Source organism: Pseudomonas qingdaonensis (genome assembly GCF_018398475.1).
Taxonomy (GTDB): Bacteria; Pseudomonadota; Gammaproteobacteria; order Pseudomonadales; family Pseudomonadaceae; genus Aquipseudomonas; species Aquipseudomonas palmensis.
Window position 1 is genome coordinate 2,959,394 of sequence record NZ_CP074676.1, and the last position, 14,230, is coordinate 2,973,623.

Consider the following 14,230-nt stretch of genomic DNA (forward strand, 5'->3'; position numbering starts at 1 on the left):
CAGGTCGGTCATACCCGTCAGATCGGCGAAGGCTTCGTCGATATAAAGGAAAGATGTCAACCCATGGAGATCAGTTTGAATGAACAGTTGGCGGGGTTTAGAGCAAGTTTCCGGCGTCCATAGACCACACGCATTTTCACAGAAATGGATCACGTGGTGTCCATGGTAAATACGCGAATTGTGGCGACGAACAGATGGCGGATTTTAGCAAGGGCAGCCTTTCCAAACCGGCACGACAGAGCGTGCCGGTAGTTCTCATCGCTACAGCCTTATTTTTTAATGGAAACGATTGCGGCTTTGCCATCCTTTACCCTAAAGGAAAACGATACATGGTCTCCGACCTTCAGACCTGCCAGCTGATCCTCCGTCACTGAAAAGGCCATAGTCATTGGGGGCCATTGCACCGCTGGCACAGCTCCGTGGGAGATGGTCACCGTATGCTTCGAAGTATCCATAGCCTTGATGGTTCCCTCAGCGTCAGCAACTGGAGCCTGTTTTGTTTCCTGCTCCATCTTCATGCCCTCCATACCATCCATTTTCATACCCGGCATGTCCTGCGAGTAGGCAGAAAGTGAAAACATAAACGCGGTACTGGCAGCTGCGATCAGGGTCAGTTTCATACGAATTTTCCTTGTGGTTTGATCGGTTCAACGATGAGGTGCCGGCGACGCATCAGGCGATAGGCTGCCGGAATGACAAACAGGGAAAGCAAGGGGGCCGTGACCATGCCGCCGACCATGGGCGCGGCAATGCGGCTCATCACTTCGCTACCAGTGCCACTGCCCAACAGGATCGGCAGCAAACCGGCAATAATGACCGCCACGGTCATGGCCTTGGGTCGAACGCGCTGCACAGCGCCTTCACGAATCGCTGCCACCAGCCCGCGCTCAGTGCTGTCGCCGAGGTCTTCCCGTTCGGCCCAGGCATTCTTCAGGTAGAGCAGCATGATCACACCAAACTCGGCGGACACACCGGCCAAGGCGATAAAGCCGACCCCGGTGGCGACCGATAGGTTGAATCCCAGCAGATAGAGGAACCATGCTCCGCCCGTAAGTGCGAATGGCAGCGTGGCCATGATCAGCAAAGCCTCATCGAAGCGGGCGAACGTCAGATAGAGCAGCACGAAGATGATCAGCAGCGTGGCAGGCACCACCAGCTTGAGTCGTGCGTTGGCCCTTTCGAGAAATTCAAACTGTCCTGAATAGCTCAGGCTCATTCCGGGCTGCAACTTGACCTGCTCACTGACGATTCGGCGCAGATCGGCGACCACCGAGGCAATGTCTCGACCACGCACATCGATGTATACCCAACCCGAAGGTCGTGCGTTTTCGCTCTTGAGCATCGGTGGGCCATCCGTGACCTTGACCTTCGCCACTATGCCGAGGGTGATCTGGCTCCCTAGCGGGGTATAGATCGGCAATTGCTCCAAGGCGCCGACCGAATCACGCCACTCCCGTGGGTAGCGCACGCTGATCGGAAAACGGGCGAGCCCTTCAATGGTCTCCCCGACATTTTCACCACCGATAGCACCGGCCACGATGGACTGCACATCGGCAATATTCAGCCCGTAGCGCGCGGCGGCTTTGCGGTCGATATCCACGTCGATGTAACGGCCACCGGTCAGGCGCTCAGCCAGAGCTGAACTGACACCAGGCACACCCTTGGCAACGCGCTCTACCGCCTGAGTAGCGGCGTCGATCTCCGTCAGGTTGGTGCCGGCAACTTTCACCCCGATGGGACTCTTGATCCCAGTGGCCAGCATGTCGATACGGTTGCGAATCGGTGGTATCCAGATATTCGTCAGTCCAGGGACTCGCACCACTCGATCCAGTTCTTCCACCAGTTTTTCCTGGGTCATGCCTGCACGCCATAGCTCGTGCGGTTTGAATTGAATGGTGGTTTCGAACATCTCTAGCGGCGCGGGGTCGGTGGCAGTTTCCGCGCGTCCCGCTTTACCGAAGACATGTTCGACTTCGGGCACGGTTTTGATCAGGCGGTCGGTCTGTTGCAGCAATTGCGCTGCTTTCTGTGCCGACAAGCCCGGCAAAGCCGAAGGCATATAGAGCAGATCACCCTCGTCCAGCGGCGGAAGAAACTCACCACCCAAGCGCGACATTGGCCATAGCGCACTGACAAAAATCAGTAGCGCCAACAGCAATGTGATCTTAGGTCGACGCAAGACCATATCCAAAGCCGGCTGATAGATTCGGATCAGCCAACGGTTTAACGGGTTCTGCTGCTCATTGGGTATTCGCCCTCGAATCCAGTAGCCCATCAGCACGGGCACCAGAGTCACAGACAATCCCGCCGCTGCGGCCATGGCGTAGGTCTTGGTGAACGCCAATGGGCCAAACAGCCGTCCTTCCTGAGCCTCAAGGGTGAATACCGGAATGAACGACAAGGTGATGATCAATAGGCAGAAGAAAAGTGCCGGGCCTACCTCTGCCGCTGCTTCAGTCATCACATGCCAATGACGCTCCCCCGTTAGCTCCTCATCCGGATTGGCTGCGTGCCAGGCCTCGATTTTCTTGTGGGCGTTTTCGATCATCACTACGGCAGCATCGACCATGGCACCAATGGCGATGGCTATTCCGCCCAAGGACATGATGTTGGCGTTGATACCCTGGTAACGCATGACGATGAAGGCAATCAATACACCAACCGGTAAGGAGATAATCGCCACCAGGGATGAGCGCAGGTGCCAGAGGAAGATCCCGCACACCAAGGCGACGACGATGAACTCCTCGATCAGCTTGTGACTGAGATTATCGACAGCGCGGTCGATCAGCTTGCTGCGGTCGTAGGTGGTGACGATTTCCACACCAGCCGGCAGACTGCTTTTCAGTTCATCGAGCTTGGTCTTGACCGCTGCAATGGTTTCGCGAGCATTCTTGCCGCTACGCAAAATCACCACACCACCGACGGTCTCACCTTCGCCGTCGAGTTCGGAGATGCCCCTGCGCATTTCCGGCCCTAACTGAATCGTGGCGACATCACCCAGGGTCACCGGCACACCGCCTGAACCCAACTTAAGCGGGATCGCTCGAAAGTCATTAAGTGTCTTTAAGTAGCCCGACGCCCGCACGATGAACTCGGTCTCTGCCATCTCCAACACGGCACCACCGGTTTCCTGGTTAGCTTTGCCGATAGCCTCGCTCACCTCGACTTGCGTGATGCCGAGGCTGGCCAGTTTGAGCGGATCGAGCTGCACCTGGTACTGCTTTACCATGCCTCCCACGGTAGCCACTTCCGCAACGTTGGGCAAAGTCTTGAGTTCGAACTTGAGGAACCAGTCCTGAAGAGCGCGAAGCTGTGCCAGGTCGTGTCCGCCACTGCGATCTACCAGTGCATATTGATAGATCCACCCCACCCCTGTCGCATCCGGCCCCAACGCCGGCTTGGCACTGGCAGGCAATCGACTTTGTATTTGGCTCAGGTATTCCAGCACCCGCGAACGGGCCCAATACAAGTCAGTGCCGTCTTCGAACAACACGTAAACGAAGCTATCACCAAAGAAGGAGTAACCACGTACCGTCTTGGCACCCGGCACCGAGAGCATGGTGGTGGCTAACGGATAGGTGACCTGGTTCTCGACAATCTGCGGCGCCTGGCCTGCGTAAGGTGTACGGATGATTACCTGTACATCAGAGAGATCGGGCAGCGCGTCTATAGGGGTGCTCTGCACCGACCAAATGCCCCAAGCCGTAACGAACAGTGTCGCCAGTAGCACTAGGATACGGTTGGCCACTGACCAACGAATCAGGGCCGCGATCATGGCTGGCTCCCCGATTTATCCAAGCGATCCACACGCAAACCATCATCGGTTTGAGTAACTCCGATACGAACCTTGTCACCCGTTTCAAGTTCCTGCATCAGTGCCGGTTTGGCAAGCGGGAAAGTCATCGTCATACCAGGCATGCCCAACGTCTTGAAAGGGCCATGGGCAAGAGTGACCTCTTTGTCGTTGATCTCAACAATCTGCCCATCCGCTTCATGTAAGCTGGAGCCTGCTGCACCTGGTGGTGACTCGTCCTCCGCCCCTATGACAACGCCCTTAAGGCTGGCCTCCGAGTCGAGCAGGAATTGGCCAGACGTAACCACCTTCTGACCTTCTTCCAAGCCCTTCAGGATCGCCGTTCTACCATCGCTTTCCTGCCCAAGTTGGATCTCCACAGGACGGTAGCGACCCGCGCCTGCGGCGAGCATCACCAGAGCACGTCGACCAGTGCGAATGACGGCCTCGCTTGGCACCCACAGGACACTCTGCTCGGTCGAGCGGTTCAGACGTACCTCCGCCGACAGACCTGGTCTCAGGTGACCGTCAGGATTGGGCAGCTCCACCCGCACACGAATTGTGCGACTGTCCGAGTTGGTCTCGGGCAAAATCGCGCTGACCTTGCCATTGAGTGTTGTTCCCGGAAAGGCAGGCAGGCGCGCTTCGACGGTCTGTCCTACGGTGAGAGTTCCGGCTTCCGATTCTGGAATGGCCACGGCCAGCCAGATACTGCTCAAGCCGTTCACACGTGCCAGAGTATCGCCAATCGCCACGGTCATGCCTGCACGAACATTCAATTCTTGCAGCACACCACCTATAGGGCTGGTGAGCGTCAAGTAAGGCTGAACCTTGCCACTACGCCCGACCTGAGTGATCAGTGCCGCTGGCATTCCCGTGAGCAGTAATCGTTGGCGGGCCGCAGCCAGTAGCTCAGCATCCCCGCTGCGTTTCAGGGCAAGGAACTCCGTCTGGGCGGCTGCCCACTCTGGCACTAGGATATCCGCCAATGCCGCGTTGGCCTTGAGCACGTCACCGGGAGCATGGGCGTAGACCCGCTCCACAAAACCACTGGTGCGAGCCTGAATCACCGCGACATCACGCTCGTTGAACGCCAGGATGCCTGTCACATTGAGGCTGGAATCCAGGACACCACGGGTGACGGTCGCAAAACGCAGCCCGAGATTTTGAGTCAAGCTCGGATCAATACTCACAGTTGCCCGATCCCCTGCACCGCTGGCGTACTGGGGAACCAACTGCATGTCCATGAAGGGGGATTTACCCGGCTTGTCGAATTTTTGTTGCGGGTACATGGGATCGTACCAATACAGGGCTTTCCGCTCGTTTGGAGAATTGAGGCTCTGCTCTGGAACGGTACTTGGCACTTCGCTCATGCGCAGATGAGCGAACCAGTACCCACCGGCTACACCCAATGCCAACGAGATGCCTATCACCAATGACCCACTCCATTTTTTTAGGCTCATTGGCTGGTCTCCCCATAAGCGAAATACAGGCGCGCACTGGTCAGCGCTCGTTGCTCCTCCACGTCGATCTGTTTGAGGCGCGCTTCGACGAGTTCACGTCGGGCGGCAACCACGGCGCTCAAATCGCCTTTGCCCGACCGATAACTCGCCATACTGAGTTCGACCTTTTCCTTGGCCAGAGGCAACAGGCTTTCCTGATTTCGACGCACCGCACGATTCAGGCGCTCATAGTCGGCCAGTTCGCTCTCCAATTGCTGAGTGTGCTCGCGTGACAGGGCTTCGCGCTCGGCCTCGAGCTGGCTGAGTTCAGCCTGCTTGGCAGCGATTTTGGGGGTTTGGCGCGAGTCAGGAAACAGAGGTAAATCCCAAGAAAATTGCACGCTGACCATATCGCCGAACTCACGGCCACGATGCTGGTAATCCACTTCCCAGCTCCAGTCCGACTGCTTCTCTGATACGGCTTCCCGAACCTTGGCCTGCGCTTCGCGGGTCATCGGTGCAAACGCAGCCAACTCGGGATGGTGTTGCAGCCTATGGGAGTAGCCTGAGGTGTCGACCGGCCATTCAGGAAAACTACCCACAGGCTTGTCGTTAGCGGCAGAACCAATCCAGCGTTTGAGAGCCGCTTGTGCTTGCGCTCTTTGGAGAGTCAGATCGTCCTGTTGTTCTGCCAGTTTGGCTGCTTCTTGTTTGGGTGTCACCGCGTCAGCAGGTTGAGCGCGGCCACCGGCAATCTGAGCCCGTACAGTATCGGCTAGCAGGAGATTTTCTTTGTAAAAGTCCTGAAACAGTGCAACTTTGCGCTCAACCGAGTAACTACTGATCCAGGCCAATGCCGTGGACTGGCGTACCTTCAGACGTTCGACTCGACGCTCCGCAGAGGCGCGATCAATAGCTGCATCGGCGACCTCAATCCGCGCTTTGCGCTTGTCGCTGTTGGGCATCTCCTGTCTGACCCCGACCATTTGCATGGTCATGAAGTCTTGGTCGATGCTCCAGCGATCCGGGCCCCCAATGGGGTAGTTCTGCACGCCCATCAGCAGCTTGGGATCAGGTAATTCACCGGCTGGAATAGCTGCACTGCTGGCAGCTTGAATTTTGGCATCTTGTGCGGTCAGCGACGGCGCATTGTTTTCGGCCAGACGCAGAGCTTCATCGAGCGTCAATGGCGCAGCGAAGCTCGGCAATGCCAGCACGCTTGCCGCCAAGCCGGCCATAAGAGACCAGCCTGTGCAATTGCACTTGGAGTTCATGTTTACGATTCCTGTGATCATCCACTGCACGCGAAAAAATGGAACGCGCGCAGCTAGTCCATCCCGCTAATGCGGAATGAGGCTCAATGTTGGAAAGGAATCAAACGCGTGGCGGTCGCCATACCCCGGACGGGGTCTGTACAGGCAGAGAATCGCTGATGAGGGAAAGCACTACGGGGCTGAACACGGTCACAGGAGGCTTGAAGATTGAGACTTGCAACATACCGCCCGACTTGCACTCCTGGCCCGGCTTGCAAGGTTTGCCGTGTTCGACAGGGCTTTTCATGTCGTTGCAACAATCCATGCCCATGTCGTCCATCATAGCCATACCCATGGTCTTCATCGGGCAAGGTTCTGTCGGTGCCTGAACCCCCGCCATCCCACTGAGGGGAAGCGCCAGGCTGATCAAGAAGATGAGACAAAACCGCAGGTAGCGTTTCATGGTCTGGAGTGTATTCGCTGAAAATGGCTCTTACAATTGGGCACTGATCATCAAAAAAATGTCGTCAACCTCCAAAGCAGGCAATCAAGCCTTTTAAAAATTAAGCCAGTATTACGCGAAAAAAATTAACAACTTGGCCGAGACAGGCATTGCGAGGCAGTTCCGTAAGGGCTCTCTTGGAATCACGCCCCCCTATTGTCTGGGGTAGATGCCTGGAACAAGAGTTTTCGCTTCAGGCAGGGCCTCCCTATTCAAGGCTCGCTCGATAGTCCGCGTTGAGTATTTTCACTCAGGCACCTATGTGTATGCCTGTGCCTGCAGCTTGACCCCACCGCACACGTCAAGCCCGCTGGCGATATCCGGTAATGAGCAGCACTACACCAGGCACCAGAAAGCCGACCGCGGTGTAGCCAAAAGCAGCTTGCCCAGAGGCGCCGACTGCGGCGAACGCAGCGCCGATCGCAATCAGTGGCGCCGCAGCGTAGTAGAACGGTTTGGCTTTATTGGCCATATCTAACCTCCTGTTTGACATACTTTTTTATAACACATCAGTCCGCCGAAAGGCGCGGGCCTGGAGAGCTGTTGCCGTGGCAAACGAAGAACTGGCCGGGCCGCTGTGGCGGCGCGCAAGCACGACGGCAGTAGCGGCCCGCAGACAAGCATGCGGGCAAAAAGGAAGAAACCCGGGGATGAGCACGCTGGGGAGCAACAGGCCGTGGTACCGGGTTTGCGCAAAATGGCATCGAAATCAGCCACTCCCACCAGTCCTTTTGTGTTCCAGCCGGGTAAAGGCGGGATGTAGATCAGGCAGGCAGGTGTTACAATCAGGCACTTCAAGCTCGCGCTCAAGGCGCTGGGCATCCGTGAACGTCGGCAGTACGACACGCGCCACACCTACGCAACCATGTGCCTAATGGCTGGGATGAACCCCGCGTTCATCGCGAACCAACTCGGCCACAGCGTCGAGATGTTGCTCTCTACCTACGCAAAATGGATCAGCTCCTCCTCGGATTGGAAGGAGCTGGAGAAGCTGCCGTCCCGTATCTGACGGGCCCAAAATCGGCCCCAAAAGGTCGGCGGCACCTAAACACACCTCTGGACACCCCGCAGGATAAGCACTTGATTTCTACCGCTAACATCACCATGCAGTTTGGCGCCAAGCCCTTGTTCGAGAACGTCTCGGTCAAGTTCAACAATGGCAACCGCTACGGCCTGATCGGCGCCAACGGCTGTGGCAAGTCGACCTTCATGAAAATCCTTGGCGGCGACCTGGAGCCGTCGGCCGGTCAGGTGATGCTCGAGCCGAACGTGCGCCTGGGCAAGCTGCGCCAGGACCAGTTCGCCTACGAAGAATTCACCGTGATCGATACCGTGATCATGGGCCACGAGGAACTGTGGCGGGTCAAGGCCGAGCGCGATCGCATCTACTCGCTGCCGGAAATGACCGAAGACGACGGCATGGCCGTCGCCGAGCTGGAAACCGAATTCGCCGAGATGGACGGCTACACCGCCGAATCCCGCGCCGGTGAACTGCTGCTGGGCCTGGGTATCCCCCTCGAACAGCATTTCGGCCCCATGACCGAAGTCGCCCCAGGCTGGAAACTGCGTGTGCTGCTGGCCCAGGCACTGTTCTCCGACCCTGAAGTGCTGCTGCTCGACGAGCCGACCAACCACCTGGACATCAACACCATCCGCTGGCTGGAAAGCATCCTCACGGCGCGTAACAGCACCATGATCATCATTTCCCACGACCGTCACTTCCTCAACAGCGTGTGCACCCACATGGCTGACCTGGACTACGGTGAGCTGCGTCTGTTCCCGGGCAACTACGACGAGTACATGACCGCCGCCACCCAGTCGCGCGAGCAACTGCTGTCGGACAACGCCAAGAAGAAGGCCCAGATCGCCGAGCTGCAGACCTTCGTCAGCCGCTTCTCGGCCAACGCCTCCAAGGCCAAGCAGGCCACCTCGCGTGCCAAGCAGATCGACAAGATCCAGCTGGCAGAGGTCAAGCCATCGAGCCGCGTCAGCCCGTTCATCCGCTTCGAGCAGACCAAGAAGCTGCACCGCCAGGCCGTGACCATCGAGAAGATGTCCAAGGGCTTCGACGGCAAGACCCTGTTCAAGAACTTCAGCTTCACCGTCGAAGCCGGCGAGCGCGTGGCGATCATCGGCCCCAACGGTATCGGCAAGACCACCCTGCTGCGCACCCTGGTCGGCGAGCTGACCCCGGATGCCGGCGAGGTGAAATGGACCGAAAGCGCCGAAGTGGGCTACTACGCCCAGGACCACGCCCACGATTTCGAAGAGGACCTGAGCCTGTTCGACTGGATGGGCCAGTGGACGCAGGGCGAGCAGATCATCCGCGGCACCCTGGGGCGCATGCTGTTCTCCAACGACGAGATCCTCAAGTCGGTGAAGGTGATCTCCGGTGGCGAGCAAGGCCGCATGCTGTTCGGCAAGCTGATTCTGCAAAAGCCCAACGTACTGGTGATGGACGAACCGACCAACCACCTGGACATGGAATCGATCGAGGCGCTCAACCTGGCGCTGGAAAACTACCCGGGCACGCTGCTGTTCGTCAGCCACGACCGCGAGTTCGTGTCCTCGCTGGCCACCCGCATCATCGAGCTGAGCCCCAGCGGCGTGATCGACTTCAGCGGTACCTATGACGACTACCTGCGCAGCCAGGGTGTGTTGATCTAAACGTCGTACACAAGCTTCGCCGGCAAGGCCGGCTCCTGCAGGGTGCGTGGTTTTCGCGACCCGGGTGGGGGCCGGCCTTGCTGGCCACAGCTTGTTCGTTAGCCTGCTTTCTTTTCCTGCCCGCTCCCGCCATCATGGTCGCCTCCAACCGCTTGCCTGCGAACGAGCCCCATGTCTGCCCCGCCCTCTTCTGCTGCACTCAGTAACGAGTCGGTTACCCGACAGATACTGTCGATCGTCTTCTACACCTTCATCGCCTTCCTCTGCATCGGCCTGCCGATCGCGGTGCTGCCCAGCCACGTGCATGACACCCTGGGGTTCAGCGCGGTCATCGCCGGCATCACCATCGGCCTGCAATACCTGTCCACCCTGCTCAGCCGCCCCATGGCCGGACGCCTGGCCGACAGCCTGGGGACCAAGCGCGCGATCATCTACGGGCTGCTGGGCATCGCGCTGAGCGGCGTGCTGACCTGGGCATCGGCACTGGCCGTGCACCTGCCAGTGATGAGCCTGGCGGTGCTGCTGGCTGCACGGGTGGCCCTGGGCATCGCGCAGGGCCTGATTGGCGTGGGCACCCTGAGCTGGGGCATCGGCCAGGTGGGCGCCGAACACACCGCGCGGGTGATTTCCTGGAACGGTATCGCCTCCTATGGCGCCATCGCCATCGGAGCACCGCTGGGGGTGATCTTGGCCAGCGAACTGAACTTCGCCACCCTGGGCCTGAGCCTGACCGCGCTGGCAGCAGCGGCGCTACTGGTGATACGCAACAAGCCCTCGGTGCCGGTGGTGCGTGGCGTGCGCCTGCCGTTCTGGGCCGCCTTCGCACGGGTGGCACCGTGCGGCGTGGGCCTTACCCTGGCCTCCATCGGCTATGGCACGCTGACCACCTTCGTCACGCTCTTCTATATAGAACGCGGCTGGAGCGGCGCCGCCCTGTGCCTGAGCGCCTTCGGCGTGTGCTTCATCCTGTCGCGGCTGCTGTTCGTGAACGCGGTCAACCAGTGGGGCGGCTACCGCGTGGCAATTGCCTGCATGGGCGTCGAGGCCCTGGGGCTGGCATTGTTGTGGCTGGCGCCGTCACCGCTGCTGGCGTTGGTCGGCGCGGGGCTGAGCGGCTTCGGCCTGTCACTGGTGTACCCGGCACTGGGGGTCGAGGCGATCAAGCAGGTGCCCAGTTCCAGCCGCGGCGCCGGGCTGGGGGCCTACGCAGTGTTCTTCGACCTGGCCCTGGCGATTGCCGGCCCGGTGATGGGCGCCATCGCTGCGCACCTGGGCTACGCCTCGATCTTCTGTGTGGCGGCGCTGCTGTCACTGGCCGGCGTGGGCCTGACACTGGTGCTGTTGCGCCGCGCCACGGCTCAGTGATCGACCGCACTCAGGCCGACACGCTCGACGCCCCCCAGGGTGCGGGTGAAGAAGCGCGTGGCTTCGGCCTGCAACGACAGGTGGATGCCGGCGCGGTCCACCCCTTCGGCATCGGTGCACAGCGTGGCCATGTGCTGCAGTTGGGATGCGTCGCACGGGGCCATGAACACGAAGTGCCCGGCACCCGCCAGCAGGCGGTAGTTGGGGGTGATCGGCAGTTTGCGCGCCAGTGCCTGGGCATTCTTGTCGATGGCCAGCAACTGGTCGCGGTCGCCGCTGTAGATCAGCGCGGGCACCTTCACATCGGCCAGCGCGTGGCGTCCGAACATCAGGCTCAACGGCGCCATCAGCAGCAATGAACGCACCCTGGGGTCGGCATGGGGCAGCAGGTCGTCACGGTCTGCCACCAGCACCCCGTGGGCCTTGCAGGCATCGGCGTCCAGCGGGTTCTGCTGGCAGTAGCGGCGCAGGCGTTGCAGGTCTGGTCGGGCACCGGACAGGATCAACGCCGTCTCGCCACCGGCCGAGTAACCGATCATGCCCACCTGCCCGTCGCTGACGTAAGGTGCAAGCAACGGATCGGCAAGGGTCGCGGTCAAGGCGGCACTGATCTGCAGGGGCCGGCCATAGAGGTTGCTCAGGGTGCCAAGCCGGCTGTGATCGCTGGCGTTGTCTCCCGGGTGCACCACCGCCACCACCACGAAGCCCCGGCGTGCCAGGGCGCTGGCCAGGTCATGAAGCGCCAGTGGCGTGCCGGTGTTGCCATGGGACAACATCAGCAACGGGAAGCGGCCCATTACCACCGCGCCTTCTTCGGCCACGTGGACCCGATAGCCGTCGACCTGATGCCACCGGGCGATGTCGCTGGATGGGTAGAACGCCAGCGCCTGCATCGGCTGGCCGTCCACCGGGTCGGTCACAGCCATGCGATGCAAGCCGACACTCCAGTGCTGCGCGGGCTCGGCCTGCACCAGCAGGCAGCAGCTCCACAGCACCAGCATCAAAAATGTTCGAACCCACCGCATCGTTGCTCACCCTGCCCGGCCCGCACCTGTGACCGGTACTGACAAGCATAGAGCGGGCCAGGCCGGGCTGGATGAAAGGTGCATGAAAAAGCCGACTTGCGGGGTGACCGCAAGTCGGCTTTTCGACAGGGGCTCAGGCAGCCGCGAACAGTTCGCTGTCGATCTGCGCCTGGGCGGCCTGCATGGCATTGCTGCGGTGCTCGTCGCCGTAGGCCAGGCCATGGGCGCGCACGAACTCGACGTCGGTGATGCCGATAAAGCCCAGGAACACCTTGAGGAATTCCTCGTGGGCCACACCGGTCGGCTGGCCGACGTGCAGGCCGCCGGAGGTCGACACCACGATCACCTTCTTGTTGCCGCACAGGCCTTCAGGCCCGGCTTCGGTGTAGCGGAAGGTCTGGCCGGCGACGGCAATGCGGTCGATCCAGGCCTTGAGCTGGGTCGGCACGGTGAAGTTGTACATGGGCGCCGCGATCACCACCGCATCGGCCGCCAGAAACTCCTGCAGGGTTTCACTGCTGAGCCTGGCTTCATGTTGCTGCGCCGCATCGCGCAGCTCGTCAGGCGTGCCGGCGGCAACCAGGGTCGCGGCCGAGAAATGGCTGATGGCATCGGCGGCCAGGTCCCGGTAGACCACCTGCGCCGAAGGTTCTGCCGCTTGCCAGGCGGCGACTACACGCTGACTGAGCTGGCGAGAAGCGGAGTTGTCGCCGAGGATGCTGGAATCGATGTGCAACAGTTTCATGGGGCTCTCCTGAATGAGGATCGGCTGGCGATCACGATGGGGAGGATGCTACCGGGATAGCCAATAGCTGATAAGATCGCAAATTCGCACTTCTTCGTCCCACTGGCAGGACAATGCCCATGACCGGCATGCAAGACCTCAACGATCTGTTCTATTTCGCCCGCGTGGTGGAGGCCGGCGGCTTCGCGGCGGCCGGGCGTCTGCTCGGTGTGCCCAAATCCAGGTTGTCGCGGCGCATTGCCGAACTGGAGGAGCGCCTGGGCACGCGTCTGCTGCAGCGCACCACCCGGCAACTCAAGCTCACCGCCGTGGGCGAGCGCTACCTGCGCCATTGCCAGGCCATGCTGCTGGAGGCCGAGATGGCCGACGAAGCGGTGGCCAGCATGACCAGCGAACCGCGCGGGCGCTTGCGGGTGTCGTGCCCGGTGGGCCTGGCCCATGAGTTCCTGCCCGGCGTGATCAGCGCATTTTTGCAACAGTACCCGCAGGTACAGCTGGACATGGTGCTGCTCAACCGCCGGGTCGACCTGATCACCGAGGGCATCGACGTGGCCCTGCGTGTGCGCGACCTGGGCGACGAAGACCCGGCACTGGTCACCCGCCGCCTGCGCCAGGCGCAGATGCTGCTGGTGGCCGCACCTGAGTTTGCCGCCCGGCACCCTGTCAGCTCCCCTGCCGACCTGGCCAGGGTGCCGGTACTGGGCGCGGTCGAGGCCGACCGCCTGGTGCACCTGCGCCTGCTCGACGAGCAGGGCCACAAGCAGGACCTGACCCTGGAAGCGCGCCTGGCCATCGACGACTTCGTGGTGCGCAAGGCCGCCACCCTGGCGGGCCTGGGCTTCACCACGCTGCCTATCATGCACTGCGAGGCCGAACTGCAGCGCGGCGAACTGGTACGCCTGCTGCCGGGCTGGTCACTGCCGGGCGGTTACCTGCAGGCGGTGTACCCGCACCGGCGCGGCGTGCTGCCGGCGGTCAGGGCGTGGATCGATCACCTGGTAGCCTCGTTCGAGGAATGCGGAGAGCGTTATGTCTGAGCGAAAAATGACCGAGGCACAGGTGGCGGCATTCTGCCTGGGCCTGCCCGGTGTGCAGGAAGACTACAAATGGGGTGGCGTGCGCGTGTTCTCGGTGGCCGGCAATAAGATGTTCGCGGTGATGGACCTGGCGGGTGCAGGCTTGTCGTTCAAGGTCGACACCGAGCTGTTCCTGGGCTACGTGGACCGCCCCGGGGTGCGACCGGCGCCGTACCTGGCGCGGGCACACTGGATCAGTGTGGCGCAGCCTTATGCGATGGGGCGTGGGGAACTGGAAGAGTTGCTGCGCCGCTCGCATCAACTGGTGGTGCGGCGATTGCCCAAGCGCGTACAGGTCGGGTTGCTGCTCTGAGGCCGATGGCTTTCGCCGGCAAGGCCGGCCCCTGAAGGCGCCGACCTTG

General features: G+C 60.7%; 12 protein-coding genes and 1 pseudogene. 5 read left to right on the top strand and 8 right to left on the bottom strand.

All coding sequences use genetic code 11. The features are described from left to right. Positions 1–269: 269 nt before the first annotated feature. From KH389_RS13470 to KH389_RS13490, 6 genes are all read right to left on the bottom strand, one after another. Positions 270–620 (bottom strand): copper-binding protein, encoded by a 351-nt coding sequence (locus KH389_RS13470; RefSeq protein ID WP_078480399.1) that lies wholly within the window; start codon positions 618–620, stop codon positions 270–272. After that, complete coding sequence (locus KH389_RS13475; RefSeq protein ID WP_058540155.1) at positions 617–3,775, bottom strand: efflux RND transporter permease subunit; 3,159 nt, start codon at positions 3,773–3,775, stop codon at positions 617–619. Before KH389_RS13475 ends, KH389_RS13470 begins: the two co-directional genes overlap by 4 nt. After that, complete coding sequence (locus tag KH389_RS13480) at positions 3,772–5,256, bottom strand: efflux RND transporter periplasmic adaptor subunit (RefSeq protein WP_213607484.1); 1,485 nt, start codon at positions 5,254–5,256, stop codon at positions 3,772–3,774. The genes KH389_RS13475 and KH389_RS13480 overlap by 4 nt, the downstream gene beginning before the upstream one ends. After that, positions 5,253–6,509 (bottom strand): TolC family protein, encoded by a 1,257-nt coding sequence (locus KH389_RS13485; protein ID WP_213607485.1) that lies wholly within the window; start codon positions 6,507–6,509, stop codon positions 5,253–5,255. Before KH389_RS13485 ends, KH389_RS13480 begins: the two co-directional genes overlap by 4 nt. A gap of 100 nt (positions 6,510–6,609) precedes the next feature. Next, on the bottom strand, positions 6,610–6,951 hold the full coding sequence (locus KH389_RS27340; RefSeq protein WP_054914555.1) for a hypothetical protein: 342 nt from the start codon (positions 6,949–6,951) through the stop codon (positions 6,610–6,612). 340 nt (positions 6,952–7,291) lie between these two features. Continuing rightward, complete coding sequence (locus tag KH389_RS13490) at positions 7,292–7,462, bottom strand: hypothetical protein (protein WP_167400192.1); 171 nt, start codon at positions 7,460–7,462, stop codon at positions 7,292–7,294. Between the two features lie 225 nt (positions 7,463–7,687). Between KH389_RS13490 and KH389_RS27585 the strand changes: the two are divergent. The 3 genes and pseudogenes from KH389_RS27585 to KH389_RS13500 all read left to right on the top strand — a co-directional run bounded on the left by KH389_RS27585 (position 7,688) and on the right by KH389_RS13500 (position 11,022). Then, a pseudogene (locus KH389_RS27585) lies at positions 7,688–7,999 on the top strand (site-specific integrase). 71 nt (positions 8,000–8,070) lie between these two features. Further along, a complete protein-coding gene (locus KH389_RS13495) occupies positions 8,071–9,657 on the top strand; it encodes an ABC-F family ATPase (RefSeq protein WP_043861471.1) in 1,587 nt (528 codons plus the stop codon). A 171-nt stretch (positions 9,658–9,828) separates the two neighbouring features. Continuing rightward, a complete protein-coding gene (locus tag KH389_RS13500) occupies positions 9,829–11,022 on the top strand; it encodes an MFS transporter (protein WP_213607486.1) in 1,194 nt (397 codons plus the stop codon). Here KH389_RS13500 and KH389_RS13505 read toward each other — a convergent pair. Then, positions 11,016–12,047 carry an alpha/beta hydrolase family protein gene (locus KH389_RS13505; protein ID WP_420831941.1) on the bottom strand — a complete coding sequence of 344 codons (1,032 nt, stop codon included), beginning with the start codon at positions 12,045–12,047 and terminating at the stop codon, positions 11,016–11,018. The two genes, KH389_RS13500 and KH389_RS13505, sit on opposite strands and share 7 nt — an antisense overlap. A 133-nt stretch (positions 12,048–12,180) precedes the next feature. Next, positions 12,181–12,792, bottom strand: coding sequence for an FMN-dependent NADH-azoreductase (locus KH389_RS13510; RefSeq protein WP_054914558.1), 612 nt, complete (start codon positions 12,790–12,792; stop codon positions 12,181–12,183). A gap of 128 nt (positions 12,793–12,920) precedes the next feature. Here KH389_RS13510 and KH389_RS13515 point away from each other — a divergent pair, with 128 nt between their 5' ends. After that, complete coding sequence (locus tag KH389_RS13515; RefSeq protein ID WP_043861502.1) at positions 12,921–13,829, top strand: LysR substrate-binding domain-containing protein; 909 nt, start codon at positions 12,921–12,923, stop codon at positions 13,827–13,829. Beyond that, positions 13,822–14,181: an MmcQ/YjbR family DNA-binding protein gene (locus tag KH389_RS13520; protein ID WP_043861467.1), complete on the top strand. Its 360-nt coding sequence runs from the start codon at positions 13,822–13,824 to the stop codon at positions 14,179–14,181. The genes KH389_RS13515 and KH389_RS13520 overlap by 8 nt, the downstream gene beginning before the upstream one ends. Positions 14,182–14,230 lie beyond the last annotated feature (49 nt).